General features: G+C 69.8%; 33 protein-coding genes and 1 tRNA gene. 9 read left to right on the top strand and 25 right to left on the bottom strand.

Going from position 1 to position 23,367, the window contains the following annotated elements; all coding sequences use genetic code 11:
* Nucleotides 1–150: 150 nt before the first annotated feature.
* Nucleotides 151–717, top strand: coding sequence for a DJ-1/PfpI family protein (locus tag Asera_RS08105; RefSeq protein ID WP_030447798.1), 567 nt, complete (start codon nucleotides 151–153; stop codon nucleotides 715–717).
* Nucleotides 718–915: 198 nt separating this feature from the next.
* On the top strand, nucleotides 916–1,407 hold the full coding sequence (locus Asera_RS08100; protein ID WP_030447797.1) for an inorganic diphosphatase: 492 nt from the start codon (nucleotides 916–918) through the stop codon (nucleotides 1,405–1,407).
* Between the two features lie 15 nt (nucleotides 1,408–1,422).
* Here Asera_RS08100 and Asera_RS08095 read toward each other — a convergent pair whose 3' ends face one another.
* The 3 genes from Asera_RS08095 to Asera_RS08085 all read right to left on the bottom strand — a co-directional run bounded on the left by Asera_RS08095 (nucleotide 1,423) and on the right by Asera_RS08085 (nucleotide 3,189).
* Nucleotides 1,423–2,034: a hypothetical protein gene (locus Asera_RS08095; protein ID WP_030447796.1), complete on the bottom strand. Its 612-nt coding sequence runs from the start codon at nucleotides 2,032–2,034 to the stop codon at nucleotides 1,423–1,425.
* A 193-nt stretch (nucleotides 2,035–2,227) separates the two neighbouring features.
* Nucleotides 2,228–2,419: a hypothetical protein gene (locus Asera_RS08090; protein ID WP_030447795.1), complete on the bottom strand. Its 192-nt coding sequence runs from the start codon at nucleotides 2,417–2,419 to the stop codon at nucleotides 2,228–2,230.
* A gap of 137 nt (nucleotides 2,420–2,556) precedes the next feature.
* Nucleotides 2,557–3,189: a GNAT family N-acetyltransferase gene (locus Asera_RS08085; RefSeq protein ID WP_051802596.1), complete on the bottom strand. Its 633-nt coding sequence runs from the start codon at nucleotides 3,187–3,189 to the stop codon at nucleotides 2,557–2,559.
* A 116-nt stretch (nucleotides 3,190–3,305) separates the two neighbouring features.
* Here Asera_RS08085 and Asera_RS08080 point away from each other — a divergent pair, with 116 nt between their 5' ends.
* Entirely contained in the window at nucleotides 3,306–3,830 is a 525-nt protein-coding gene (locus tag Asera_RS08080) for a VOC family protein (RefSeq protein WP_030447793.1), read from the top strand.
* A gap of 173 nt (nucleotides 3,831–4,003) precedes the next feature.
* The gene (locus Asera_RS08075) at nucleotides 4,004–4,807 is read left to right on the top strand and encodes a MerR family transcriptional regulator (RefSeq protein ID WP_030447792.1); all 804 of its coding nucleotides are present in this window, start codon (nucleotides 4,004–4,006) and stop codon (nucleotides 4,805–4,807) included.
* Between the two features lie 207 nt (nucleotides 4,808–5,014).
* On the opposite strand, the gene Asera_RS08070 is transcribed toward Asera_RS08075, so the two are convergent.
* Entirely contained in the window at nucleotides 5,015–5,389 is a 375-nt protein-coding gene (locus tag Asera_RS08070) for an aminoglycoside adenylyltransferase domain-containing protein (protein WP_030447791.1), read from the bottom strand.
* A 291-nt stretch (nucleotides 5,390–5,680) separates the two neighbouring features.
* On the opposite strand from Asera_RS08070, the gene Asera_RS08065 reads away from it, so the two are divergent.
* Nucleotides 5,681–6,208: a GNAT family N-acetyltransferase gene (locus Asera_RS08065; RefSeq protein WP_030447790.1), complete on the top strand. Its 528-nt coding sequence runs from the start codon at nucleotides 5,681–5,683 to the stop codon at nucleotides 6,206–6,208.
* 196 nt (nucleotides 6,209–6,404) lie between these two features.
* Here Asera_RS08065 and Asera_RS08060 read toward each other — a convergent pair whose 3' ends face one another.
* From Asera_RS08060 to Asera_RS08040, 5 genes are all read right to left on the bottom strand, one after another.
* A complete protein-coding gene (locus Asera_RS08060; protein WP_051802595.1) occupies nucleotides 6,405–7,007 on the bottom strand; it encodes a GNAT family N-acetyltransferase in 603 nt (200 codons plus the stop codon).
* 28 nt (nucleotides 7,008–7,035) lie between these two features.
* A complete protein-coding gene (locus Asera_RS08055; RefSeq protein WP_051802594.1) occupies nucleotides 7,036–7,518 on the bottom strand; it encodes a GNAT family N-acetyltransferase in 483 nt (160 codons plus the stop codon).
* A 231-nt stretch (nucleotides 7,519–7,749) separates the two neighbouring features.
* A complete protein-coding gene (locus Asera_RS08050) occupies nucleotides 7,750–8,433 on the bottom strand; it encodes a Type 1 glutamine amidotransferase-like domain-containing protein (protein WP_030447787.1) in 684 nt (227 codons plus the stop codon).
* 131 nt (nucleotides 8,434–8,564) lie between these two features.
* Complete coding sequence (locus Asera_RS08045) at nucleotides 8,565–9,110, bottom strand: MerR family transcriptional regulator (protein ID WP_084132132.1); 546 nt, start codon at nucleotides 9,108–9,110, stop codon at nucleotides 8,565–8,567.
* Entirely contained in the window at nucleotides 9,107–9,466 is a 360-nt protein-coding gene (locus Asera_RS08040) for a hypothetical protein (RefSeq protein ID WP_244843791.1), read from the bottom strand. Before Asera_RS08040 ends, Asera_RS08045 begins: the two co-directional genes overlap by 4 nt.
* 80 nt (nucleotides 9,467–9,546) lie before the next feature.
* Between Asera_RS08040 and Asera_RS08035 the strand changes: the two genes are divergently transcribed.
* The gene (locus Asera_RS08035) at nucleotides 9,547–10,098 is read left to right on the top strand and encodes a kinase (protein ID WP_035297537.1); all 552 of its coding nucleotides are present in this window, start codon (nucleotides 9,547–9,549) and stop codon (nucleotides 10,096–10,098) included.
* 284 nt (nucleotides 10,099–10,382) lie between these two features.
* Here the strand turns inward: Asera_RS08035 and Asera_RS08030 are convergent, their stop codons facing one another.
* Complete coding sequence (locus tag Asera_RS08030; RefSeq protein WP_030447783.1) at nucleotides 10,383–10,970, bottom strand: NADPH-dependent FMN reductase; 588 nt, start codon at nucleotides 10,968–10,970, stop codon at nucleotides 10,383–10,385.
* 85 nt (nucleotides 10,971–11,055) lie between these two features.
* Here Asera_RS08030 and Asera_RS08025 point away from each other — a divergent pair, with 85 nt between their 5' ends.
* The 3 genes from Asera_RS08025 to Asera_RS08015 all read left to right on the top strand — a co-directional run bounded on the left by Asera_RS08025 (nucleotide 11,056) and on the right by Asera_RS08015 (nucleotide 12,444).
* Nucleotides 11,056–11,541: a MarR family winged helix-turn-helix transcriptional regulator gene (locus Asera_RS08025; protein ID WP_030447782.1), complete on the top strand. Its 486-nt coding sequence runs from the start codon at nucleotides 11,056–11,058 to the stop codon at nucleotides 11,539–11,541.
* A 74-nt stretch (nucleotides 11,542–11,615) separates the two neighbouring features.
* A complete protein-coding gene (locus tag Asera_RS08020) occupies nucleotides 11,616–11,963 on the top strand; it encodes an ArsR/SmtB family transcription factor (protein WP_030447781.1) in 348 nt (115 codons plus the stop codon).
* Nucleotides 11,953–12,444 carry an SRPBCC domain-containing protein gene (locus Asera_RS08015; protein WP_051802593.1) on the top strand — a complete coding sequence of 164 codons (492 nt, stop codon included), beginning with the start codon at nucleotides 11,953–11,955 and terminating at the stop codon, nucleotides 12,442–12,444. The genes Asera_RS08020 and Asera_RS08015 overlap by 11 nt, the downstream gene beginning before the upstream one ends.
* A gap of 141 nt (nucleotides 12,445–12,585) precedes the next feature.
* On the opposite strand, the gene Asera_RS08010 is transcribed toward Asera_RS08015, so the two are convergent.
* The 15 genes from Asera_RS08010 to Asera_RS07940 all read right to left on the bottom strand — a co-directional run bounded on the left by Asera_RS08010 (nucleotide 12,586) and on the right by Asera_RS07940 (nucleotide 23,354).
* Nucleotides 12,586–12,659, bottom strand: a tRNA-Phe gene (locus tag Asera_RS08010).
* Nucleotides 12,660–12,696: 37 nt separating this feature from the next.
* Nucleotides 12,697–13,827, bottom strand: coding sequence for a tyrosine-type recombinase/integrase (locus Asera_RS08005; RefSeq protein WP_030447779.1), 1,131 nt, complete (start codon nucleotides 13,825–13,827; stop codon nucleotides 12,697–12,699).
* Nucleotides 13,827–14,042 (bottom strand): excisionase family DNA-binding protein, encoded by a 216-nt coding sequence (locus Asera_RS32980; protein WP_030447778.1) that lies wholly within the window; start codon nucleotides 14,040–14,042, stop codon nucleotides 13,827–13,829. The genes Asera_RS08005 and Asera_RS32980 overlap by 1 nt, the downstream gene beginning before the upstream one ends.
* Nucleotides 14,043–14,061: 19 nt before the next feature.
* A complete protein-coding gene (locus tag Asera_RS07995; protein WP_051802592.1) occupies nucleotides 14,062–15,852 on the bottom strand; it encodes a replication initiator in 1,791 nt (596 codons plus the stop codon).
* Nucleotides 15,849–16,478 (bottom strand): DUF2637 domain-containing protein, encoded by a 630-nt coding sequence (locus tag Asera_RS07990; protein ID WP_244843789.1) that lies wholly within the window; start codon nucleotides 16,476–16,478, stop codon nucleotides 15,849–15,851. Before Asera_RS07990 ends, Asera_RS07995 begins: the two co-directional genes overlap by 4 nt.
* Nucleotides 16,479–16,493: 15 nt before the next feature.
* Nucleotides 16,494–16,748, bottom strand: coding sequence for a hypothetical protein (locus Asera_RS07985; protein WP_051802590.1), 255 nt, complete (start codon nucleotides 16,746–16,748; stop codon nucleotides 16,494–16,496).
* On the bottom strand, nucleotides 16,748–18,400 hold the full coding sequence (locus tag Asera_RS07980) for an FtsK/SpoIIIE domain-containing protein (RefSeq protein WP_157034977.1): 1,653 nt from the start codon (nucleotides 18,398–18,400) through the stop codon (nucleotides 16,748–16,750). The genes Asera_RS07985 and Asera_RS07980 overlap by 1 nt, the downstream gene beginning before the upstream one ends.
* Before the next feature lie 117 nt (nucleotides 18,401–18,517).
* A complete protein-coding gene (locus tag Asera_RS07975) occupies nucleotides 18,518–18,772 on the bottom strand; it encodes a hypothetical protein (RefSeq protein ID WP_030447773.1) in 255 nt (84 codons plus the stop codon).
* 341 nt (nucleotides 18,773–19,113) lie between these two features.
* The gene (locus Asera_RS07970; protein WP_212804533.1) at nucleotides 19,114–19,335 is read right to left on the bottom strand and encodes a hypothetical protein; all 222 of its coding nucleotides are present in this window, start codon (nucleotides 19,333–19,335) and stop codon (nucleotides 19,114–19,116) included.
* The gene (locus Asera_RS07965) at nucleotides 19,332–19,700 is read right to left on the bottom strand and encodes a hypothetical protein (RefSeq protein ID WP_157034976.1); all 369 of its coding nucleotides are present in this window, start codon (nucleotides 19,698–19,700) and stop codon (nucleotides 19,332–19,334) included. Before Asera_RS07965 ends, Asera_RS07970 begins: the two co-directional genes overlap by 4 nt.
* A gap of 80 nt (nucleotides 19,701–19,780) precedes the next feature.
* Nucleotides 19,781–20,209, bottom strand: a complete 429-nt coding sequence (locus Asera_RS07960; protein WP_212804532.1) for a hypothetical protein — start codon at nucleotides 20,207–20,209, stop codon at nucleotides 19,781–19,783.
* Between the two features lie 155 nt (nucleotides 20,210–20,364).
* Nucleotides 20,365–21,594 (bottom strand): MFS transporter, encoded by a 1,230-nt coding sequence (locus Asera_RS07955; protein WP_051802588.1) that lies wholly within the window; start codon nucleotides 21,592–21,594, stop codon nucleotides 20,365–20,367.
* Between the two features lie 47 nt (nucleotides 21,595–21,641).
* Nucleotides 21,642–21,866 carry a DUF397 domain-containing protein gene (locus tag Asera_RS07950; RefSeq protein WP_030447769.1) on the bottom strand — a complete coding sequence of 75 codons (225 nt, stop codon included), beginning with the start codon at nucleotides 21,864–21,866 and terminating at the stop codon, nucleotides 21,642–21,644.
* On the bottom strand, nucleotides 21,863–22,720 hold the full coding sequence (locus tag Asera_RS07945) for a helix-turn-helix domain-containing protein (protein WP_280529715.1): 858 nt from the start codon (nucleotides 22,718–22,720) through the stop codon (nucleotides 21,863–21,865). Before Asera_RS07945 ends, Asera_RS07950 begins: the two co-directional genes overlap by 4 nt.
* A 226-nt stretch (nucleotides 22,721–22,946) precedes the next feature.
* Nucleotides 22,947–23,354, bottom strand: coding sequence for a hypothetical protein (locus Asera_RS07940; RefSeq protein ID WP_157034975.1), 408 nt, complete (start codon nucleotides 23,352–23,354; stop codon nucleotides 22,947–22,949).
* Nucleotides 23,355–23,367 lie beyond the last annotated feature (13 nt).

The following is a 23,367-nucleotide window of genomic DNA, read 5'->3' as shown; positions in this document are numbered from 1 at the left end:
CCGCGCACCAGCCCCGGACCGATCCGCGCGCGTCGACCCCGGGCCGTTCGGCGCGGGGTGTCGACCGGCCGGGTGGACCTACCGATCCGGGGGTTCCGGCGGCAGGATCGGGTGCGGAGCTCGATAGTGGGGTGGGAAGGGAGGCCAACGATGCCCAAGGTGATCATCCTGACCGGCGACGCGGCCGAGTCGTTGGAGGTGATGTACCCGTACCAGCGGCTCCAGGAGGAGGGGTACGAGGTCGACATCGCCGCGCCGGCGGTGAAGAAGCTGCAGTTCGTCGTGCACGACTTCGTGGACGGCTTCGACACGTACACCGAGAAGCTCGGGTACACCTGGCCGGCGAACGTGGCGTTCGCCGACGTCGAACCGAACGACTACGTGGCGATGGTGGTGCCGGGTGGTCGCGCACCCGAGTACATCCGGAACGACCCGGACTTCCAGCGCATCGTCCGGCACTTCTTCTCCGCCGACCTGCCGGTGGCGCACCTGTGCCACGCCGCGCAGGGCCTGGCCGCCGCCGGGGTACTGGAGGGCCGCCGTACCGCCGCCTACCCGGCGCTGAAGCCGGACGTCGAGGCCGCGGGCGCCGAGTTCGTGGACGCCGCCGCGGTGGTCGACGGGCAGATGGTGTCGGCGCGGGCCTGGCCGGACCACCCGTCCTGGTTCGGCGAGTTCATGACGCTGCTGCGCAAGAAGGCCCCGGCCACCACCTGACCGGTACGCCCCCGCCCCGGTTGCGGCGGCGTCGCGGCGACCCGGCATCCTGTCATGCGTGCGCCGCCGGCGCACGGACTACCAGCACCTGTCCCGCCATCGAGCCACGGTGGCGGGACAACTGGCTGCCCGTCCGACCGCCGTTTCGCCGCCGAACCGCCCGCGCCGGGTGATGATGGTGCGCGAGGAGGTCGGCGGATGGAATTCGACATGGTGGTGGAGATCCCGGCGGGATCCCGGAACAAGTACGAGATGGACCACAGGACCGGTCGCATCCGGCTCGACCGGACGCTGTTCACCGCGACGCGCTACCCCGCCGACTACGGCTTCGTCCCGGACTCGCTCGGCGAGGACGACGACCCGCTCGACGCGATGGTGCTGCTGCTGGACGAACCGACCTTCCCCGGCTGCGTCATCGCGGTACGGCCGGTCGCGGTGTTCTGGATGCGGGACGAGCACGGCCCGGACGCCAAGGTGATGTGCGTACCGGCGGGCGACGACCGGTACGACCACATCCGGGACATCGGTGACCTGCCGCGCCACCTGCGCGACGAGATCAGCCACTTCTTCAACGTGTACAAGGCACTGGAGCCCGGCAAGGACACCGAGATCCGCGGCTGGCAGGGCCGGCTGCACGCCGAGGCCGAGGTCAACGCCGCCTGGGAGCGCGCCGCCGGCGAGCACCTGTGACCCCACCCGCTGCGGTCACCCGAAGGTGATGGCGGTGGCGTGCATCGCGCCGTCCTTGCCGGGATGTCCGCTGACCACCAGCGTGGTGCCGACGGCCAGCTCGCCCACGGACGACAGGCCGTCCACCGACGTGCTGTCGTCCACCTCGATGCCGATCGTCACGCCGTGGTCCAGGCCCAGCGTCAGCTGCCACCCGTCCTCGGCGTGCCGGATCGAGTAGAGCGTGCCGGTGCACACCGTCGTCAGCCCGGCCGAGCCGTAGCCGTCGCCATAGCCGTAGCGGCAGGTCGAGCTGTCCTCGGACGGCACGTCGAAATTCGATGCGCGGACCCCGAGCTCGGTCGTGTTGGCGGTGACCGCCGTGTCGTCGGGCGGCGGCGAGCTGGCGCGCTGCACCACCATGCCGCCGGCGAAGCCGATCGCGAGCAGCCCGGCCGCCCCGGCCGCCAGGTAGCGCCGGGGCAGCGACAGCGATCGCCGGCGAGACCGCGGCTCCGACTCGTCCTCGGTCAGCTGGTCGACGGTGCCCTCGTCGTCGAGGTCGTCGGTCAACTCGATCAGCGGCATCGGCTCGGCGTCGTCCTCGTCACCCGGATCGTCGTCCCGCCACCGGTGGGTACTGCGCATCGCTCCTCCCCGGTGGCACGGACGCCAACGCCGGTGCCACAAGCGAATTGTGGCACCGGGGGAAGGGCCACGCCGGCCGGTCGGCGGGTCCCTGCCCACAAGAGGACGTCCGGCGTGGGTACCAGGCGTTCCGGCGGGCAGTGCGGCCGGCGTGGCGCTGCGAGTAACGCTGTCGGGGACCTCGCGGCGCGCCTCAGCGGCGGGTCGGGCGCCAGAACCGGTGTGCCCACAGGGCACGGATGGTCCGGTCCGCCGGTGACTCTGCCGCCGGCGAGGTCGTCGGGGTCGGCTGCTCGGAGGTCGTGGTGAGCGAATTGACCAGTGACATCACCCCGTCGGTGCTGGTGCGCACCTCGTGGGCCAGGTCGCGGATCGTGTTGGCCATCCCCGCTCCTTGAATCGAGCTCCTCGGGTCGAGCAATCCACGCTCACCCCCAGTAGGCATCAAACGCAGCGCGTTGTCACCCCTACCCGCGGCGATTTCGCCGTGCTCCCTACCACTTTCGGTGTGAAGATCCATCGTCAGGGGAAGTCGACGCGCATCACGACCCGGCGCAGGCTCGGCGCGCTCACCTCGCGGAAGCCCGCTTCGGCGAACACCTGGACGCTGCCGACGTGCAGCTCACCCCAGGTGATCTCCTTGCCCGGCTCGGTCCGCATCGGGTACCCCTCCAGCGCGCGGGCGCCCTGCCCGCGGGCGTACTCGACCGTGGCCGCGGCCAGCGGGTAGGTGAGGCCACGTTTGCGAAACCCCTTGCGTACCACGAAGCAGGTGACCGCCCAGACGGTGTCGTCCTGCTTGTCCTCGTCCCGGCCGCGCCACACGGTGCGGCTGGTGACGAGCTTCGGATAGGCGGTACGGGGCTGCACCGCCACCCAGCCGACCGGCTCGCCGTCCAGGTAGCCGACCAGCCCGCTGGTCGACCCGGCACCCGGTTCACCGCACCGGGTCTGCTGGTACAGCCGGTCGCGCCGCTGCTCGTCGGTGAGCTCGGTCCAGAGCCAGCCCCGCACCGTGAACCGCTGGCAGTTGCAGCGGCCCGCGTAGTCCGCCGTACCGAACACCGCGCGCAGATCGGCCCGGCTCGCCTCGTTCGCCGGTACGACCGTCACGGCCGCCGGATCGATCGCCGGCTCCGTCGTCCTGCTGCTCATGCGGCACGCTAACGCGGATCCTCGCGGCGCGGATCCTCGGCCGGGCGGTTTGTCCGGCGCGACGTCGTTCGTCCGGCGCTTGACCCTGACGTCGCAGGAGGCTCGACGATCGGGGCATGACCGAGAACAAGGTGTCCGAGCGCACCGACGAGCAGCACTACCTCAGCCCGGTACCGATGCCGGCCGAGGACGCCGTCCCACCGGGGATCAGCCGCCAGATCTACGGCATGCCCGCGTACCTGAGCGTGCCGACCGCCGATCTCGCCGCGTCGACCGACTTCTGGGTACGCGGGCTCGGCTTCGTCGAGCTGTTCGCCGTGCCCGGCGGGGTGGTGCACCTGCGCCGCTGGGCCTTCCAGGACGTGCTGCTGGTACCGGGCGAGCCGGCCGCCACGCCCTCCGTCGCGCGGATCGGCTTCTCCTGCGTACTGGGCGAGATCGAGCCGACCCGGGACCGCTGCGAACGACTCGCGCCCGGCTGCACCAGCGGCCCGGAGGAGATGCCGTGGAACTGCGTCGAGCTGACCGTCGCCACCCCGGAACGGCAGCGGGTGGTGTTCACCGCCGCGCACCCGCTGGACCCGGCCAGCCCGGCGGCCGACTACCTGCGCGACAGCGGCTTCGACCTCCCCCAGCCATGATGCCCGCCCGGCCCGGCGTCGGCGTCGGTCCCAGCGTCAGCGTCGGTGCCAGCGTTGGCGTTGATCAAGGGAATCGGTCACGTCGTACCAGGAACGGCCGTCCCGATCCCATGATCAACGCCGGCTTTCCGCTGCCGTACCGGCTGGGCGCGGCGACGCGCCACACTGGGCGGATGAGTTCCCAGGTACGGACGGGCGGGTACACGGTCGGGCCGGCAGCGGCGCTCGTCGGCGTCAGCGTGAAAACACTGCATCACTGGGATGCCATCGGCCTGGTCCGGCCGAGCGGACGCACGCCTGGCGGCTACCGCGTCTACTCGCCCGACGACGTGGCCCGGATCCACCGGGTCCTGGTCTACCGCGAACTTGGCTTCCCGCTCGCCGAGATCGGCTCGATCCTGGACGATCCCGGTACCGACCCGCGCGACCAGCTGCGCCGGCAGCGCGACGAGTTGCTGTCCCGGCGGTCCCGGATCGACGAGATGATCAGCGCGGTCGACCGGATGCTCGACGCCACCCGGCGCGGCATCCGGTTGAGCGCCGAGGAACAGGTCGAGATCTTCGGTACGGACTGGCAGCCCGAGCGGGTCGACGAAGCGGAAGCCCGGTGGGGCGACACCCCGCAGTGGCAGCAGTACGCGGAACGGGCCGGTGCGCTGACCGCCGGCGACTGGCGGGCGGTGGCGGCCTCGATCGAGGAGCTGACCATCGATCTCGCCGCCGCGTGCCGGTCCGGCGTCGCGGCCGGCTCCGCCGAGGCGAACGGCCTGGCCGAGCGGCACCGCACGATGATGGAGACCTACTTCGACTGCACCCACTCGATGCACGTGTGCCTGGGCCGGATGATGGCCACCGACGCCGGCTACGTCGAGTACTACGAACGGTTCGCGCCGGGCCTCGCCGGCTGGCTGTACGACGCGATCTGCGCCAACGCCGCCGCCCACGGCACCGACCCCGCCACCGCAACCTGGCAGTGACCCCGTGCCGCACGGCTCGCCTCGCACAGCTTCCGGCTTCTACAACTTCCGCCCGCACGCCTCCCGGCCGGCACGGCTCTGGCTTCTACAACTTCCGCCCGTACAACTCCCGGCCAGTACAGCTCCCGGCCGGCGAACCGCGCGCTCGGCAGCGGCACCCACCGGGTCGCCACCGCAACACATCCCCGGCCGCGCAACGGCGAGGATTCAGCGGTCGGCCAGCCGCGCGCCGATGGGGCGGACGAAGCCAGCCACCGCGGCCGGATCGAGCGCCGCCGCCGACTCGCACCGCTGGCGCGCCAGCGCGGCCTCGATCAGCACGCCGTCGGCCGCACCGACCCGCGACACCGCCCAGCAGCCACCGTCCACTTTGGAGACCAGGGCGCCGTCGGCGGCGAACCGCCAGGCACGGCAGGCGTTGAGCACCGCGTACTCGCCGGGCGCGTGCCGCACCGCCCACCTCAACTCGGCCGCGAGCTGTGCCAGCACGAGATCGTCCGGTACGGGGGCGAACACGTCGGCCGCCGGCGGCGCCACGGCGAGCGCCCGGCCGGCGACGCGGCAGACGGCGAAGTGCAGCACCAGGTCGGGATCCCCGTCGCGGGCGTGGCCGTGGGGCTCCGAAACAGACCCTGGGCCGTGTCAGGGAATCCCGCCGTGCCGGACCGGTCAGCCTCGTTTTGGGGGGGTCGAGCGGCCCACTGGTCCGCTGGCTGCGGGCCGACATCGCGGCGCCCGCCGGTCGCGACCCGAGGGTCAGCCGAGCGCTGGACCGCTCGCAGACGGACTTCGCCGGTCGGCATCCGGAAACCGGGTGAAGGACGCGGAACTGCCGGCTACGCTGCCGGGGCTTGCCCACGCCGGGAGGATGTCATGGATCGCGAAGCTCGTACCCCGCCGCCCACCGAACGGCTCGCGTTCCGGCCGATGACCGGCGACGACCTCGACGACATGGCGGCGCTGCTCGGCGACCCGGCCGTGATGCGGTACTACCCGCGGCCCAAGACGCGCGACGAGGCCCGCGGCTGGATCGACTGGAACCAGCGGCTGTACCGCGACGAGGGGTACGGGCTGTGGGCGGTCGAGCTGCGCGGCACCGGCGAGTTCGTCGGCGACTGTGGCCTGACCCCGCAGCAGGTGGACGGGGTCACCGAGCTCGAGGTCGGCTACCACGTACGCACCGAGTTGCAGGGCCGCGGCCTCGCCACCGAGGCGGCGGCGGCCTGCCGCGACTTCGCCCGCGACATACTCGGCGCGACCCGGCTGGTCGCCGTCATCCGCCCCGACAACGTGCCCTCACAGCGCGTCGCCACCAAGATCGGCTTCCCCTTCGAACGCACCGCGACCGCCCACGGCCTCCCCGTCCACCTGCACGCAGCCGACTGGCCGGAGCATCCCTGACCAGCCCGCGGTATCGCCCAGCGAGCCCTCGCCGCAGCCGACTGGCGGAACATCCCTGACCGGTCGAGACAGGCCGGCGAGTGCCGTGCATCCGGAGCGGAGGCCGCCCGGCCACGTACCGGTACAGATCGCCGTAGTACCTGTTGTGCACGACCCGGAACAGCTCCGGCTCCCGCCCGATCCGCCGCACCAGCTGCTATCCGCCGGCCGGGCGGACCATGCGAACGTTGCGCAGGCGGTCCCGCCAGAGCTCGCGTTCGCCCGTGGCGACGAAGCCGTACCGGGTGTAGAAGCGGACGGCCCGGGTGTTGAACTCGCTCACCCACAGCCGGATCGGCGCCGCGCCGGCCCACCCGAGGAACTCCCCCATCAGCAGGTCCGCGACCCCGGTGCCCTGCGCCTCGGCGAGCAGGTACATCGGGCCGAGCGTCACCGTGTCGGCACGGCGCCCGTACAGGAACCCGACGACGGGCGCGCCTCCCCCAGCATCGCCGTCAGCCCGGACAGTACCGGCGCCGGTGACGGCATCGATGGCGGTGGCGCCGTCGGTGGTGGCGCCGACCTCGGTGATGGTCCGGACGATGCGGCAGAACACCCGCTCGGGTTCCCGTCGCGCCACCGCGATCTCCGCCGCCCAGCCGTCGATCCCTGCCGCGGTACCGAGATGGCCGAGGTTTTGCGCGATCCACGCCGCGTCCACCCCCGACCCATCCTGGTCATACGTCTCGTACCAAGCCCGCAGATGCATCCGAGCCACGGCCCCCGCGTCCCGAACCTCCGGCACCTCGATCGTGTTCACCCTGACAGTCTTGCCGTTCCGAGGTGGATCAGAGCTCGACGGTGTAGCGGTGGAGGGGGCCAGAGTTGTCCTGGTCGGTGGCAGCGAGGCGCATGCCGAGTTGTTCGACCACCCGCCGGGACGCGATGTTGTCCGGTCGGATGCTGGCCCACACCCGGCGCAGCCCGGCGTTCCGGCACTCGTCGACGACCGCCGCCGCCGCCTCGGTCGCCAGGCCGCGGCGCCGGTACCGCGCGGCGATCCGGTAGCCGAGCTCGGGTTCCGCGGCGGCCTGCCCGAGGCGTACCCCGCAGACACCGACCAGCTCACCGGTATCCCGGTCGCGTAGCAGGTACGAGCAGAGCCCGTGGCTGTCCCGGTCGTCGACCCGGTGCCCGACCCACAGCGTCGTCCCCGCCAGGGACCGGAACGGGCTCCGCGTCTCGTCCGACATCGCCGGATCGGTCAACGCCGCGTACAGCCGGTCCGCATCCGTCGCGACGACCTCGTCGAGCCGCAACCGGTCACTCACCAACGATCCCCGCAACCCACACCCCCGTTCGTCTAGTGCCGCAGCAATCCCGTGACCGGAACCGGCGGCAGATGCCCGTCCGGCGGTAACGCCTGGTCCAGGTGCAGTGCCACGTCGATGATGACGGCTCGGGTGAGGCTCGTACGAGAGAGACAGTCGGGTGCCGTGGCGCAGGTGGCGAGGTCGTCGCAGCCGGCGACGACCGTTCCCGCAGGGGGCCACGGATCCCGGTCAGCGCGGGCTCGCCGGCGGGTTGAGCAGCGTCCAGTGTCCCTCCGAGAGGACCTCGACATCGCCGTCGATCACCTTGATGGCGGTCTGAGCGTCGATGACGTAGGCCGGACCGTCCAGCTTGGCCGCCCATCGTTCGGCCTCGTCCATCGTGTTCTCCGGACAGTCCGGGCTGTCGAGATGCGGGAAGATGGAGAAATCGACGACTCCCAACGTCGTGTCGTCCCCGCTCGGTGGCTTCCAGCCGACGAACTCCTCCCCGATGCGGGGAGTCAGCACCATGCTCCCGGCGCTGAGGCCCACGTAGACCGTGTCGGTCAGCGACGGGAAGAGGTCGGCGAGCCCGGACTCCCGCATCCAGTGGCACAGGTAGAGTGCGTCGCCGCCGTTCACCAGCAGGACGTCCGCCTCGCGGACCCAGGAGACCCAGCGCTGCTTGTCGATGCCGGGCAGCGCCGTGAGCTCCAGCAACCCCACCGACTTCCACCCCAGGTCGGTCATGGGGTTCGGGGACCGTCCGCTGACGAAACGCCACGGCCCGCCCGGATCCCCGTACGGGCCGCCGTACCCAGCGGTGGGGATGCAGAGGGCGTTGGCCTCGGAGATGGGCTTACCCAGAAGATCGACCAGGGCCGCCCGCATGCTCGCGTTCTTCACTCCGGAGTCGGTCAGGAGAAGCTTCATCACCCCACCCTAAGCCGCCGGCCATGGCGGGGCGCAAGACCGGTCCTTCGTACTGCGCGCCCGGGGAGCAGGTGCGGTCAACAGACCCATTCTGCCGCTTCGCCGCATCGGTCGGCACCGCCGCGCGGCGGTCAGGTGCACTGCTCGTACGGGAGGGGGCAGCGCGGGTTCTCGGCGCAGACGGCGAGGTCGTCGCAACCGGCCTCGACCGCCTCCCGCAGCGCGTGGCGGATCGCCATCAGGTCGGCGATCCGCCGCTCGATCTCGGCCAACTTCGCCTCGGCGAGCCGATGCGGGCTACCCTGCCGCGCCCCGAGCGCCAGCAGGTCGGCGATCTCCTCGAGGGTGAAACCGAGGCGTTGCGCGGTCTTGATGGTGCGCAGCAACTGCACCGTCTCGACCGGGTACTGCCGGTGCCCGCCCAGCGTGCGCGCCGGCGCGGCGACCAGCCCGCGCCGCTCGTAGTACCGCAGGGTCTGCTGGTTGACCCCGGCCGCGGCGGCGACCTCCCCGGACCGCAGCGTCGGCCGATCGCCTGCGCTCCAGGCGGATCGCGGCCCGTGCCGGTCGGCGGGCAGCGGCGCCGAACGCGGCGTGCCCTGGTCGGCGCGCGGCTGCGGGGATCGCGGCGTGTGCCGGTCGGCGGGCAGCGGAGTGGATCGCGGCGCCCGGGTCATGCTCGCGCGCCCGGGATCGCGGAGGTGGCGCGCGCGGCGAGCGCGTCCAGCACCGGGAGGTGCGCCGCCGGTACCTCGACGTCGAGGAGCAGCCGGCCATCCGACATCCGCAGCGTGAAGCCGAAGAACGAGCAGCAGGAACACTCCCGCATCGCGAGGTCGGCGAGCCGCGCCGCCACGGCGGCGGCCGGCTCGAACTCGACCCGTACCGCGGTGTCGGCCGTCCGCTCGACGCACCGTCCGGACTCGGCGAACACGTCGTCGAACTCCGCCTGCCGCAACGGCTGGTCCACCGTCGGCAGCGTGCACGCACCCGGTACCCACGACGTCATGACCTGGTCCTCCGTCCGCCCCATCCCTCGACGGTAAACCCGTACCCAGGTACCGACTGCAACCCGAAGAGCCGGACCGCTGTTCCGCCGGATAGGTTCCGGAGGTGTCGATCACCGGGACCACGCAGACCGGCCTCGTCGTACTTCGGGGCAACTCGGGATCGGGAAAGACGACGACGGCACTGGCGCTTCGCCACCGGTTGGGCCGCGGAACCGCCTGGGTGGAGCAGGACCAGCTGCGCCGGATCCTGCTGCGCGAACACGACCGCCCGAACGGCATCAACATCGGGCTGATCGACCAGACCATCCGCTACGCCCTTGATCACGGCTTCCACGTCGTCCTCGACGGCATCCTGTACGCCGCGCACTATCGCGGCATGTTGTTCGGCCTGCATCGCGACCACGCCGGCCGATCGTCGTTCTGCTACTTCGACATCCCGTTCGAGGAGACCGTTCGCCGGCACGCAGGTCGCCCGCAGGCGGCCGAGTTCAGCGTCGACGCTATGCGCGACTGGTACCACGAACGCGATCTGCTCGACTTCGTGATCGAGCAGATCGTCCCGGCCACCTGGTCGCTGGAACAAACCGTGGATCGGATCCTTGCCAGCGCCGAGCTTGGGCCGCCCCCGATCGGTGCCTCGGGCGTCCTGATCTGAGGATCCTCTCGCTTTCGCTGGCACGAAACCGAAGTCTGTGCCAGGACCGCCCGGACCGAGGGCTACGCCACCGCGGTCAGCCAGGGTTTCGGCGCCGGAGGTCGGACCCGACCGTGGGGGCTGGTGGACCCTCCGGTTCGGCGACGCGACCGTCGCGCTCACCGCACACGCCTCGCTCGTCGGCGATCAGCCGCTGGCGTAAGCACGCGGGATCTGGTCTGGCTGCGTCCATGCGGCGACCGTCGGTTCGCCGCGTACCGTCTCGCGGCCGGGTGTGCGGCAGCTCATGCGGCCGGGGTCGCCGGCGTCCTGGACCGGCGGACGCCGCGCAGCGCGCCGGACCAGGCGACCAGCTGGTCGAGCATGCCGTCCACGGCGGTGTCGAGGCCCTCCGGTGGGACGAAGGCGCCGGTGCCGAACGAGGCGCGGGTCGAGATGGTCGGCTGGGCGCGGACCGTGGCCACCTGAAGCTCGGCGAGGACGAGCCGCAGCGCCTCGGCGGCGCGGGCCCCGGCAACCCAGCCGCCGTAGCTGATGATCCCGGCGGCCTTGTCGTTCCACTCCCGGTACACGTGGTCGAGGGCGTTCTTCAGCGCGCCGGGGTAGGAGTGGTTGTACTCGGGGACGAGGAACACGTAGCCGTCGAAGCTGTCGACGAGTGCGCCCCAGGCCCGGGTGTGTTCATGCTGGTACTGCTGGAGGTTCGGGTTGCCGGGCTCGTCGAGGTTGCCGAGGTCGTGGTCGGCGAGGTCGACCAGTTCGTAGCTGGCGCCACCGTGGGCGCGGGCGGCTTCCAGGGCCCAGGCGGCGATCTGGTCGCCGCGGCGCCCGGGGCGGGTGCTGCCGAGGATGAGCGCGATGCGGAGTGGCATGGACTTCCTTCCGAGAGTTGATACGTCAACTCTAACGGAGAAAGAGTTGAGGTGACAACTCTGCTGGTCACGGTATTCTGGCGGCATGACGGAGACGCGGTCGCTGGGTCCGGAGGAGTGGGAGTTCTGGGATGCCTGGATGCGGGCCCAGCGCCTGCTCACCCGCGAGCTGGAGCGCGACCTGCAGCGCGCCTGCGACATCTCGAAGCCCGAGTTCAGCGTGCTGGTGACGCTCTGGCACGCCGGGCGCGAGCTGCGGGTCGGGGAACTCTCCGCATCGCTCGACTGGGACAAGAGCCGCGTCGCACACCAACTGACCCGCATGGAGAAGCGCGGCTTCGTCCAGCGCACCAGCTCTGGCGCCGATGGCCGCCGCGCGGGGATCGGGTTGACCGCCGAAGGTCGACGCGCGGCGCAGCGCGCCATCTCGGTACACGGCAGCAACATCCGCCGCCATGCTCTCGACGCGCTGTCACCCGAGCAGGCATCGGTCCTCCGAGCATGGAGCGAGCAGACGATCCACCGCCTCGACCCGCACCGCGACGAGACCCCGACCGACGAGGCGTCCTAGACCACGCCGCATCCGAGAAGTCAAAAGGGGCCGGGCCTCGTTGACATATGTCCATATAGAGATATGTTTGAGCAATGGCACGCGCGTCGACGACCTCGGATGTCTTCAACGCGGTCGGTGACCCTCACCGCCGCGCGATCCTCGACGCGCTGCTCTCCGGGGAGAAGACGGTGGGGGAGATCATCCGCGCTGTCTCGATCGCACAGCCCCAGGTCTCCAGGCATCTACGGGTGCTCGGTGAGGTGGGGCTCGTCAGGTCCCGGGCCGAGGGCCGTCATCGCCTCTACCGCCTGGCTCCGGAGCATCTCCAGCCCCTGCACGACTGGGTGAGCAAGTACGAGCGGGCGATCAACGACCGGCTGAATCGGATCGAGGACTACCTCGAAGAGCTGCAACGACACGGAGGCCACCGTGGCACCTGATCGGCATGACTCTGCAGTCATCACGTTCCCGAACGAGCTCGAGGTCGTCATCGCCCGACAGTTCGACGCACCCATCACCCTCGTCTTCGACGTGTTGACGAAGCCCGAACACGTCAGGAAGTGGGGTGCAACGCCCCCGGACCGAATGACGGAGTGCTCGATCGACCTGCGGGTCGGGGGGAACTACCGCTCCTCCTTCGTGACCGGAGACGGAACGATGTTCTCGTTCAGCGGGACATACCTGGAGGTCGAGCCGCCGGTCCGAACGGTGGAGACGTGGCACTTCAACTGCTGGCCGGACGTTGAGGCGATCGAAACGATGGAGCTGCGGGAACATGACGGAGTAACGCTGTTCACCTGGCGGATGGCGTTCAGCGACAAAGCTGGACGCGACCACATGACCGCCTTCGACGGCCAGCAAGACAGCCTCGACGAGATGGCGAAGATCCTCAGGTCCCTCCTGAACACAAGCCCCGCCTGAACACCCGCTCATGCCGCGCCGGCGGAGACGGCCGTGCTCTCTACAGATCGCGGCGCCACTGGCGCGCGAGCGTCGGAACTCACGAGCGACTTCGATGATCTCCGAAAAGCGAAAGGACCAGGCGTTATGCCTGGTCCTCTGTGGTGGTCAGGGGCGGGGTCGAACCGCCGACCTTCCGCTTTTCAGGCGGACATGTTTCCGCAGGTCAGAGCACGTGCGGACGTTCGTCGTGCGATCCGCGTGCGACAAGCCTCAGCTCTTGATCACGATCGAGCGAGGCAGTTTGGACGAGTCGCCGTGCGCGGCAAGGTCGGTCAGCGCCGCAGCGATCTCCCGGTCCCGGCCGTCTACCGCATGCAGGTACCTCAATGCAGCCGCCGACGACGCATGCCCGAGCCGCTTTTTCAGGTCCGCGAGCGTCGCGCCGGCCGAGGCAGCCAGCGTCGAGCCGGTGTGGCGCATGTCATGGAAGGTGAAGTTGTCCATGCCGACCTTCGCGCGAGCCCGGGTGAACGCCTGCCGGATCGCGTCGCCACGCATCGGCTGGCCGGTACGCCCGACGAAGACCCGATCCTTGCCGGCCCACTGCTCCATGTGCTCGATCAGGAAGGGCAGCACGTGCGGCGGGACGACCACGGTCCGCTTCCCCGCATCGGTCTTCGGATCGTCGTCGAAAGCCTCCGCCGACTCCAACAGCTCGACGCGGTTCTTCCGGATCGTGATCGTGCCGGCCGCCAGGTCGACATCCGAGATCCGCATGCCGCAGACCTCACCACGCCGCAGCCCGAGCCACGCGGCGATCATCACGGCAGCCCGGTACCGCGGAGTGATCGCCTCCACCAGCGCGGCAACCTGCGCCGGAGTCGCTACCGGCCGTTCCTTGGCCCGGTCGACGCCAGCGCCGGGAACCTGGCACGGATTCTTCGCGATCGCACCATCGCGGACCGCGGCGTAGAGCACTGCACGCAGGAACCGGTAGGACTGGCGGATCGAGGTCTTCCCGCCGCTCCCCCGCATCGCCGTCGCGTACCACTCGCGGACAACGGGAGTCGTCAGCTCGGACAACATTCTCCCCTCAAGCGGGGCCAGGTGCAGCCGGAGGTTCCGGAGGCACGTCTCCCGCCAGCGGGGGCCGATCTTCGGGTTGTCCCGCAGGTGAGCCCTTGCGTAGTTGCCGAATGTCTCCCGGCCGAGCCCCTCATTCAGCCAGACACCACGGCTGATGTCCGCTTCCACCAGGGACAACCAACGGTCTGCCTCCGTCCGGTTCTTGAAGGTCTCCGGCGCGTACTGGCGAGACCCGTCCGGCGCGATGAACGATGCCTGAAACCGCCCGGACGGCAGCTTCCGCACGTAGCCGAATCGACGGCGCCTCTTCGCCATCACGCCACCTTCCCCGCACGCCACCGCACCGACAGCGGCTCGACTGTGCCCTCTTGGATGAACTCGTCCACCGCGCCCGCGGGGATGCGGACGTGACGGCCGAGCCGAACAAAACGGATTCGCCGCTCAGCAATCAGCCGGCGGGGGAACCGCTCGCTTGTGCCGAAGCGTTCGGCTGCCTGCGCTACGCTCAACAGAACTTCGTCGCTGGACACTCGATCCTCCCCAGATCGCTTATGCCGCAGTGGTTTGCGTTGCCGAAAGCTGTTGCTGTACCTGTTGTTTCGCCTCGTCGAGTTGTGCCCGCCAGGCTTGCCGTTCGGCGATCTTGCGCAGGAAGTGCACATGCGGCGGAGGCACGTCCGGGTCGTCTCGGGAGGCCAACTCGTACTCGAACGGGGGCGGGTCGCCGGGCGCCTGGTCGTGCTCGCCGGCCGTCGCATCGCCGGTTGCCGAAAGCGCGAGGAGAGCTTTGACCCAGGCTTTCCGGTCGGCCCGGTGATCAGCCAGGGTCTTGTTCGACCACTGCCGGGAGACCAGAACCCGCCGTCCGGTGAAGCCGAGGGTGCGCCGCTGATGCACCTTGCCCTTGCACCGTCCCGGCCGCGCCGTAGCCTTGGCGTTCTTGGGCTGCACCCCGTACAGCAGCCAGTTCGCGCACGTCGGAGAACACGGCAGGGTTTGCAGCTCCGCCGCGAGCCGGGCCAGATGGTCTTCCTGCGCCCGCGAGCCCGGAGCCACGGCGTCGGTGATGTCCTTCGCGATGTACTTCGTGATGTAGCGGATGGTCTTCTCAGCGCTCTCCGAGCCGCCCCGCACCCCGGCCAGGTGCACGCTGCCGAGCCGCACCACGTGCGCAGGCTCCGCGTCCGGGTCCTCATCGAGCGCGTCCAGCGCCTCATCCCAGGTCGGCAGCGCCGCCGAGGTCTCCGGGTCCCGGTAGGTCTTCGCGTCCGGGTCCCACACCGGCACGGCCCCGTCCGGGTCGTACACCAGCCGGTCATGCGCGGGCCACCACACCTGGTGGTAGGTTGCCGCCGCGACTTGCTTGACCAGCTTGCGGGCCAGTGTGCCCCGGACGGCGAAGTGCCCGTGAGGGGCCAGCCGCTTTTGCATCTCCACCGACCCCGCGTACTGCACGTTCCAGCCCACGGCCCGGCGCAGGTTCTGCCAGAACCGGTCGAGCACCTTCGCGAAGTGGATCGCGTCCAGCGCCGCCGCCCGGTAGTCGTACGAGTCGGGGTCGACCGGGGTCCCGACGCGGGGGTCATGCTGGCTGTGCAACTCGCCGCACTCACACACCTGCACTCGACCGCGACGCCGGTACGCGGAGTGGATCGGCCCGTACGAGCCCAGAGTCAGGGTCAGGAACACCGAGTCCCGGTGCTCCCGCCCGTCGGTGCCGATGTGCGGATGCGGAATGGTCCGGTTGGCCACCGGCAGCCGAGGCAGATCCGGTGCGTCCTGCCGCCGACGAGTCGAGCGCTTCCGGGCCGGGGCCGACTCCTGCCCATCGGTCCCATCCTTGCGGCCGCCAGGCAGCACCGAGCCGCGGACACCGGCCGCGGTGATCTGTTCATCCACCCGGTCGATCTCCGCGTCCAGCTCGCGCACCTGGTCCCACTCGGCCGCCAGGACCACGGAGGTCCGGGCGAACTCCAGGACAGCCCGGTACTCCACCAGCTCGCGCTGTTCGTCGGTCGGGGCATCGGGGGTGGTGACCGGTTCTTCGGTGAGGTGCCAGCCCTCGCGGATCTGCTGCATCCGCAGCCGCCGGTTCGCCTCCGCGCACGGCTCACACTTCGCCGCCGAGGTCGCCCCGCAGGGCACCGGCACCAGCTCGGTTTCCCCGGTCGCCGTGTTGGTACGGCGCAGCCAGACCGGCTTGACGCACACCCCGAACTTCTTCGCCAGCTCGACCGCAACGTCCTTCGCGATCGGCTGCAGCATCCGAGCCGCCCGCGAGTCGGGGCGGGGAGTCTCGTCCTGCCCGAGACCGGGCAGTGTCATCGGGTCGGTGCTCATTGGCCGATCACCACCGGACGACCGTTGACCCGGCCCGGCACAACCGGACCCGACGGGACCACCGGAGCAGCCGGCACAACCGGAGCAGCCGGGACGGTGGACGACACCGGACGAGCCGCAACCGGAGCGGCAGGCGCCAACGAGGCAGGAGCCGTCGGATGCTCGACCTTCGCGTGATCCGGAACAGCGACCGAGTCCTGTTGCGGGACAACGGGTTTCGTCTCGTTGGTGGACTTCGGCAGGCCGGAGAACACGAGCTTGACCAGCAGCATGAACGCCACCGCCGGCAGCGCCGCCAGCCCCTTCGAGGTCAGCGAGTCACCGGCCTGCGAGACCTGCGCACCCAGCGACAGCAGCCCGGAAGCGACCAGCAGCGCGACCGGGTAGCCGATCGAGCCGCCGGCCCGACGCTTGCGGCGGATCTCCAACAGCGCACACGTGGGCATCAGCTCCGAGGCGACCGCGTTCGCCCACCCGAACCAGTCGGCCGTCCCGTGCGGGAGCGCCTGCATCGTCCAGTCATGCATGTGCGTGAACGACGCCGCGCCGGCCATGACGCCGATCGCGCCCATGATCCCGAGCCGGGCGACATCCTCCACCCGCTGCGTCTTGCTTGCCTCAGCCATCACAGGTCACCCCCTCTACTTGGTGTCGCGCTTGACGGGACGGGACAGGAACGCCGGCGGCTCCCCGGCCGTATCCAGCGCATCGGCCAGAGCTTTGAACAGCGCCCACGCCTCCGGCACGGTCAGCGGAAGCCGACGATGCCGAGCACCAATCGCGATCCACGCCGAGTCGTCGGTCATCCGCACCGTCACCGCCGTCGACTTCTCCGACCCGGGGACCCTGATCCGGAACAGCCGCGCCCCGTCGTTGTCTGCCGGTACCGCACTCATCACGCCGCCTCCGTCCCGTCCGAGCCGCCCGCAGCAGGCAGGTTGCGCAGCTTGGCTAACAGCGAGTCCGGCACCACCGGCGTGACATCAGCCGGCGGGCACTCCTCCAGCTCGACCACCTCCACCGGCTCGACCGGCCGGGCGTCAGCAGGTTCGGTCTTGTCCGCCTGGCCCTCGTCGCCGTTGCCAGCCATGGGGGCAGCCGGGATGTCTTCGATGTCGTTGGAGTCGGTGGTGATCGGCGCGTACTCGCCGGCCATGGCCCGGATCTCGTCATCGGCGACGTAGGCCGCCCGGACGCGGAAGGGTTCCTTCTCGAACTCGCTGAGCGCGTAGCCCATGCCCGGTGTCGACAGCGAGATCTGATCGGCCAGCGCCCCGAGGTCGCGCATCCCGTCGCCCAACACCATGTCGACCTGCGAGGGCGTGTCCAGACACAGCGCGAGCCGGTAGGTGAACAGCCCGCGCATCGGGATGATGTCCTTCGACGGCTCCTGCACCAGGCCCAGCACTGCCCAGCCGACCGCCGCGCCCTTGGTCAGCAGCCGCCCCAGGGCGTTCTCGGCCCGGCGCCGGATCTCCATCGGCGCGTACGCGGTCAGCGTCGCCAGCTCGTCGACGACCACCAGGTGCAGCGGGTGTTCCATCGAGGGCGTGAACTTGCGGACGTTGCCGGCCAGCTCCGAGGCGACGCAGTCCATGTGGTCGGCCTCAGCCTCCAGCAAAGCCACCATGGCGTCCAGCTGGTCCGCCTCGTACCGGGTGAACAGCGGGCGGCCGATGGACAGTTCCATGCCACCCTTCGGGTCAATGCCCGACACCTTCACCAGCCCGCACCGGATCGCCGGCGCCAGGTAGCGCAGCACCGACCACAGCACCGAGCCCTTCCCCGCACGAGACCGGCCCGCCACCAGCACATGCCGCCCCAGCACCGGCAACGTCCACGGCGTCCCGTCCTCGCGGGTACCGACCGGCACCGCCGCCAGATCCAGCGGCACCAGATCCTCACCCTCCGCCGCGCGCGGGATCGGCAGCGCCGGAATGGTGGCCACCAACACGTCCTTACGCTGGAACTCCACCCACGCCAGGCCCGGCGAACCCGTCGACCGCACCCGGCAGTCCAACGCCCGCGCCGCGTTGGCCAGCTCAGCGGACCGCTGCCGGATCGCGTCCACCGTCAACCCAGCCGGAACGTCGATCAGCAGCCGATCCGCCGCCGGGGTGACCTCCACCCGCCGAATCTGCGGGATCACCACCACATCGCCGCCCCGGTCGGACACCCCGAGCCGACACCGCATCATCCAGCCGTTCCAGCGCCGCCCGTACCGGATCCACCGGCGCTGCCACCGCAGCAGACGAGGAGTCACCCGCTGCTTGAACGAGGCAGGCCAGGCGATGCGCCACACCACCGCGGCCGCAACCGGGGCCAGGACCACACCGGCCAGCGCCCACCGGCCACCCAGCACCCCCGCCGTTCCCAGCGTCGCCGTCACCGCAGTCGTGCGAGGGTGCTGGACAGCGGCCTTCACCAGCCGGTAGCCGCCGACACCGCACCACACCGGCAACCGCACCCAAAACGGCAGCGCCTCCACCAGCGAACGGCGTACCTCCACCGTCCGGCGACGGCTCGACATCACCAACCGCGTAGCCATTGACCCCAACCCCTCCGCTAACCGTGCGTGACCGTGTTTGGGCATGAAGAAGGCCGCCCGCATGCGATGTGCGTGACGGGCGGCCCTCGCCCTACCTTCCGTGACCTGCCGTGGCGCCTACTGACCTGCGGACAGCTTGCGCGCCAAGTGATCCAGGTTGTCGTTCAGCCGATCCAGCCACGCCCGGGACTGCGCCACCGGTCGGTCCAGGAACTCGTCCTCCGCCACCGACAACTTCCGTTGCACCGACGCCACCTCATCGGCCGCCGACCGCACCGACGACATCCAGGAGCGCACCAGCGCCAGGCCATCACCGTTACCGACCTTGCCCTGCAGCGCCGTCCGGACCTGCCGCAACGCGTCGTCTGCCATTGCTGATCTCCTCACCTGTTGACGAACACTCCGCTGACCCGCCGGACGAGCCGACCGGCCAGCACCAGCGACCGGACCAGCCGGCCGACCCACCGCCGGACGAGCCATCCCCGACCGACCCGCCGGACGCCGAGCGAACCCCGTCCGGCCACCCGACCGCCGCACCGCCACCACGCCCCGCTGCGGCAGCCCGTACCGCATCGACGCCACCGTCTTGCCGCTCCGGTACGTCGCCCGCATCCACACCCGCACCGGCACCGAACCCATCACCGAGCGCCCCACCTGCCACCGCACCCGGCGAGACACCGCCACGGCCCGGCCCAGACGCCCCGGTCCCCGGATCACCAGCCACCACCCGAGGACGCGCCCTCCGGAATCGACAGCCGCGCCAACTGGGCCGTCTCATCCAGCACCGCCCGTGCGTCCTCGATCGCCCGCAGCGCCAGCGGGTAGTCCTGATCCGCGATCGCCGTGGAGATCCGCCGGAACGCGCACGGGATGTCGAACACCCCGGCCGACACCAACGCCACATGCCGCCCGCGAAACGAGTCCTCCCCGCTCACGCCACACCATCCGCGAACAGCTCCGGCTGAATCACCGCCGGCACCGGCGCAACGGTCGCGGATGTGTTGCTACGACGGCGAACCCGCCGCTTGCCCGGAGCCGGGACGTGGTAGGTCATCGTGGGCAGCCACTGCCCGCGACCCAGCACCGGCAGCACATCGGAGCGCCGCGACACCAGCTCGAACAACTCCGCCCGATCCACATGCCGCAACCGGGCCACCGTCCGGGCCAGCGCCGCCGCAGCACCCGCAATCTCGATCAACGCCGCCACCCGCTGCGCATCCGACCCACCCGTCAGGTACGCATCCCGGATCGCATCGATCCCCGGCGCCGCCAACGCCGCCGCCTCATGCTTCCTGGTCACCGCCCACTCCCTCCACATCCACCGCGTTGGACGACGCAGGCCGAGCCGGGAACATGCCGCAGCCCGGCCCACGTCACGAATCAGGCCGCCTTGTCCGAACGAGACGCCGACTTCCCGCCAGCCACCGCCGGCCGGTAGCCCTCCGCGCGGAAGATGTAGCCCAGGTACTTGAACTCGCCCTGCCCCATCACCCGCGGCTCCGCCGTCAGACCGTCCAGCTCGATGAACCGGATGTCGGTGCCCGCCGCCAGCTCGGGCGTCTCCGGCACCGGCTGCACCGCAGCGGTGAACAGCAGCGCGAACGACGCCCGCTTCGCATTGGTCTCCGACGGGTCGGTCACGTTCGCCTTCCACTGCAGAAGCCCAGTCGCCTCGTCGCGCTTCTGCACCTTCGGCGCGTTCTTGTTCGGGTTGTACTCGTAGTCCGGCACCACCGAACCGTTCTGCAGCAGACCCTTCGGGAAGGCGACCTCGAACGGAGTCGGGAAACGCGTACCACGCTCCAGCACAACAACCACTCCTCTACTCGTGCCCTGCATCGGGCCTTACGGCGTTCCTTGCCGTCTTGGATCTACTTGTTCTGTAGATATGCACGATGTTAGCGACGTAGATATGCACGGTGCAATGCCTACTCGTGGGTAACTTCCGGATAGTTCGGAGTCTGCTACTTCGAGGTTCGGGCGAGCAGAATGCCCAGTGCTGCCATGGCCAGGACCAGCAGCGCAGGAGCCACCAGCAGCGGCGCGCGGAAGCCGGACGCACTCGCGATCAGCCCACCGGCGACGGAGCCCAAGGGGGCGACGCCGTTACCGATCAGCCGGAACGCCGACACGACGCGACCGAGCAGGTGGTTCGGTACGACCTGTTGGCGGGCTGACACCACCGCGACCGTGACGAGCGTCGAGCCGGCGCCGAGCAGTACGAACCCTGCCCAGGCGAGCCACGGTGTCCCGGTCAGCGCGATGACCACCCACCCGGCCGCCTGGACCACGCCCGCGCCGACAACGGCCCCACGGGTACCGACCCATCGGACGAGCGGAGAAGCGATCCAGCCCGCGACCACGGCGCCGATCGCGGAGGCAGCGATGAGCAGGCCGAAGCCGAAGTCACTGACGCCGAGGGAGTCCTTCGCGAACAGCACGAGCGTCGCGTACGCCAGGTTGTAGCCGACGTTGAAGGCCATCAGGCACAGCGACAACAGCACGAGCTCGCGGCTCCGGAACAGGTAGGCGAAGCCCTCCCGCACCGCGTTCCGCAGGTTCTGCCGCTCCGGGACCTCCGGGGCCGGAGTCTTCCGTACGCCGCCGAGGAAGCCGGCCGACGCAGCGAACGACACCGCGTCGACAGCGAACGGCGCCCAGGGAGCCAGTGCGAACGTGTAGCCGCCCAGCGGCGGACCGACGAGAGTCTTACCGACCGTCTCCCCGGCGAAGAGCTGACCGTTGGCCTTGGTCAGCGTGTCCCCGTCCCGGCCGACCACCTGCGGCAACAACGCCTGCGCCGCCGCGTCGAAGAAGCATTGGCCCGACACCACCAGGAACGCCACGACAGCCAGTGCCACCGGCGAGGCGACATGCGGCAGGGCCAGGCCGACGAGCGCGACGAGCGACAGAGCGCGCACAACATCCGCGGTGATCATCACGGCCCGCCGGGGGAGCCGGTCAACGATCGCGCCGGACCAGAACCCGACGAGGAACCACGGCGCCGCCGCCGCCGCACTCACCAACGACACCGCGAGCGGATCACGGGTCAGGTACGCCGCCAGCAGCGGAACCGCCACCGTGAACGCGCCGTCCCCGACGCTCGACACCGACGCCGAGGACCACACCAAGCGGAACCCGCGACCCAACCGGGTCCGGGTGCGCTGAGCCTTGGCCTGTTCGGTCGCCGTCATGATCCCCTCGTTCGGTCGGGGCCGGCCGAGACCGGCCCCGCTGAGTTCTACAGGTCGAACGTCCCGCACTGGACGTCGCCCAGGAAGCTCTCCCACGCTGCCGGAGCGAACGCCAGGACCGGACCCTGCCGATCCTTGCTGTCCCGAACGCCGACCGCCTCCGGGACCTGCGCGACCTCCACGCAGTTACCGTCGCCGCTACCGGGACCCTTGCGCCAGCGGGCCGAACTGAAATCGGGTGAGCTGAGCACGATGTGCCTCCAGGGACTCATGCGCGGTCTCGGTACGAGGCCGCAACCGATCGGACAAGCGCGAGTGAATCAGCCTTGCCCAGCGCAGAGGAAGACAGTTGATCAAAGTAGTGACGAAGCGAACCCAGCGAGTTCGCATCCTTCACCTTGAGATCCTGCGTGGTGGTCTCCACCAGTCCTTCCGGGTGGATCTCGCCCGCGAAGTCGAACACCATGAACGGGTGCTGCACGTACGCCACCTGTTCGATGTCGAACGACACCACCCGTAGGTCCACATTGGACCGTCGCGCGAGCTTCACCACTTGGTCGAGCTGCTCGGCCATCGCCTCCATCGGCACCGGCCGCCACCGAAGCGCCGTCTCCAACAGCACGATCCGATAGCTCGGCGCCGAGTCAGACTCCAACGTCGCCCGACGAGCCTGCCGCTGCTCCACCGCCCGATCCAGATCCGACGCGCCAGCCATCGCGGCGATCCGACGTGCGTACTCCGGCGTCTGCATGTACCCAGGCACCAAGACGGGCTGATAGTGCAGGATGCCGACCGCAGACGCCTCCAGCGCGATGAAGTCTCGCTGCCGCCGAGTCAGTCCCGACCGCGACGAGTTCCGCCAGGACCCCGGCTCCCCAACGTTCACCGCTGCCAGATCAAACAACCGCCGAGCCTCATCCGGCGGAGCGTCGAGCACCCCGACCAGCGCCTCCACGTCCTCCACCCGGATCAAGTTCTTTCCCGCCTCGATCCGGCTCACCTTCGACTGATGCCACCCCAGCGCCGCCGCCACCTGCTGCCCCGTTCGTGAGACGGACATACGCAGTCGCCGAAGTTCCTCTCCGAGTTGCCGACGTGCGGCAATCTGCGTCGGCTTAGCAGTCACTCGGCACCCCCGTCATCGAGCCAGACCGAATCACGGCATGCACGATGGTCGCCATCCGTAGATATGCACACAGTACATGCGCGGTCGGCACGGCGCGATAGCTCGGCAGATCCAGGCCCACTACCGCTAGCGCTCCATGGAAAATCTCACGGTGCGACCTAAATGACCGTGCAGGTCCACAACCGCCGACGTGCACACATCAAACGGTTTGTGGTGCGGGAGCAAGTTAAGACTTCGACAGGTGATATCCATCGTCAACAAGAGCAGAAAGTGCGACGCCTGGGTTTTGCCGAATGGCAGCGCGAAGTTGTATTTCCTGAAATTTGGCACGGCTCCGATCGAGGACGTTTCGCCAACCGAGCTTCGGCTTGGCCAATTCTTCCTCGATTAGAAACTCTATAAGATCTTCGATCGATGGGCGAAATCGTCGGCCGCCGACCGGGAAATGCAAGTCACCGAGTAGCTTCTGCTTTCTGCTACACAATTCCCGCATCACCTGAGTCATTGGGGCATTCTCTCCGAGTACCTGCAGGTGGGCCTCGGTGTAACCCTGTTTGTTACGCTCAAAGTCGTAATGGAACACCGGGTCATCTTCGTCCGGGCCAGCGTAGACGCTAAACGTCGACTTATTCACCGTAAGATAGTCG

It is taken from the genome of Actinocatenispora sera (assembly GCF_018324685.1).
GTDB lineage: Bacteria > Actinomycetota > Actinomycetes > Mycobacteriales > Micromonosporaceae > Actinocatenispora > Actinocatenispora sera.
Note: the sequence above shows the minus strand (reverse complement) of the source record. Positions and strands in the feature narration are given on the sequence as shown.

What these genes read in the sequence shown, in the direction of transcription:
- Asera_RS08100 (WP_030447797.1), top strand. Translation starts at nt 916, where the DNA reads ATGGAATTCGACATGGTGGTGGAGATCCCGGCGGGATCCCGGAACAAG.
- Asera_RS08040 (WP_244843791.1), bottom strand. Translation starts at nt 9,466, where the DNA reads ATGGGGCGGACGGAGGACCAGGTCATGACGTCGTGGGTACCGGGTGCG.
- Asera_RS08105 (WP_030447798.1), top strand. Translation starts at nt 151, where the DNA reads ATGCCCAAGGTGATCATCCTGACCGGCGACGCGGCCGAGTCGTTGGAG.
- Asera_RS08050 (WP_030447787.1), bottom strand. Translation starts at nt 8,433, where the DNA reads ATGAAGCTTCTCCTGACCGACTCCGGAGTGAAGAACGCGAGCATGCGG.
- Asera_RS07995 (WP_051802592.1), bottom strand. Translation starts at nt 15,852, where the DNA reads ATGAGCACCGACCCGATGACACTGCCCGGTCTCGGGCAGGACGAGACT.
- Asera_RS08005 (WP_030447779.1), bottom strand. Translation starts at nt 13,827, where the DNA reads ATGGCGAAGAGGCGCCGTCGATTCGGCTACGTGCGGAAGCTGCCGTCC.
- Asera_RS08075 (WP_030447792.1), top strand. Translation starts at nt 4,004, where the DNA reads ATGAGTTCCCAGGTACGGACGGGCGGGTACACGGTCGGGCCGGCAGCG.
- Asera_RS08080 (WP_030447793.1), top strand. Translation starts at nt 3,306, where the DNA reads ATGACCGAGAACAAGGTGTCCGAGCGCACCGACGAGCAGCACTACCTC.
- Asera_RS08065 (WP_030447790.1), top strand. Translation starts at nt 5,681, where the DNA reads ATGGATCGCGAAGCTCGTACCCCGCCGCCCACCGAACGGCTCGCGTTC.
- Asera_RS08030 (WP_030447783.1), bottom strand. Translation starts at nt 10,970, where the DNA reads ATGCCACTCCGCATCGCGCTCATCCTCGGCAGCACCCGCCCCGGGCGC.
- Asera_RS08095 (WP_030447796.1), bottom strand. Translation starts at nt 2,034, where the DNA reads ATGCGCAGTACCCACCGGTGGCGGGACGACGATCCGGGTGACGAGGAC.
- Asera_RS07980 (WP_157034977.1), bottom strand. Translation starts at nt 18,400, where the DNA reads ATGGCTACGCGGTTGGTGATGTCGAGCCGTCGCCGGACGGTGGAGGTA.
- Asera_RS08045 (WP_084132132.1), bottom strand. Translation starts at nt 9,110, where the DNA reads ATGACCCGGGCGCCGCGATCCACTCCGCTGCCCGCCGACCGGCACACG.
- Asera_RS07975 (WP_030447773.1), bottom strand. Translation starts at nt 18,772, where the DNA reads ATGGCAGACGACGCGTTGCGGCAGGTCCGGACGGCGCTGCAGGGCAAG.
- Asera_RS08085 (WP_051802596.1), bottom strand. Translation starts at nt 3,189, where the DNA reads ATGAGCAGCAGGACGACGGAGCCGGCGATCGATCCGGCGGCCGTGACG.
- Asera_RS08020 (WP_030447781.1), top strand. Translation starts at nt 11,616, where the DNA reads ATGGCACGCGCGTCGACGACCTCGGATGTCTTCAACGCGGTCGGTGAC.
- Asera_RS08090 (WP_030447795.1), bottom strand. Translation starts at nt 2,419, where the DNA reads ATGGCCAACACGATCCGCGACCTGGCCCACGAGGTGCGCACCAGCACC.
- Asera_RS07955 (WP_051802588.1), bottom strand. Translation starts at nt 21,594, where the DNA reads ATGACGGCGACCGAACAGGCCAAGGCTCAGCGCACCCGGACCCGGTTG.
- Asera_RS07950 (WP_030447769.1), bottom strand. Translation starts at nt 21,866, where the DNA reads ATGAGTCCCTGGAGGCACATCGTGCTCAGCTCACCCGATTTCAGTTCG.
- Asera_RS07990 (WP_244843789.1), bottom strand. Translation starts at nt 16,478, where the DNA reads ATGGCTGAGGCAAGCAAGACGCAGCGGGTGGAGGATGTCGCCCGGCTC.
- Asera_RS07985 (WP_051802590.1), bottom strand. Translation starts at nt 16,748, where the DNA reads ATGAGTGCGGTACCGGCAGACAACGACGGGGCGCGGCTGTTCCGGATC.
- Asera_RS08025 (WP_030447782.1), top strand. Translation starts at nt 11,056, where the DNA reads ATGACGGAGACGCGGTCGCTGGGTCCGGAGGAGTGGGAGTTCTGGGAT.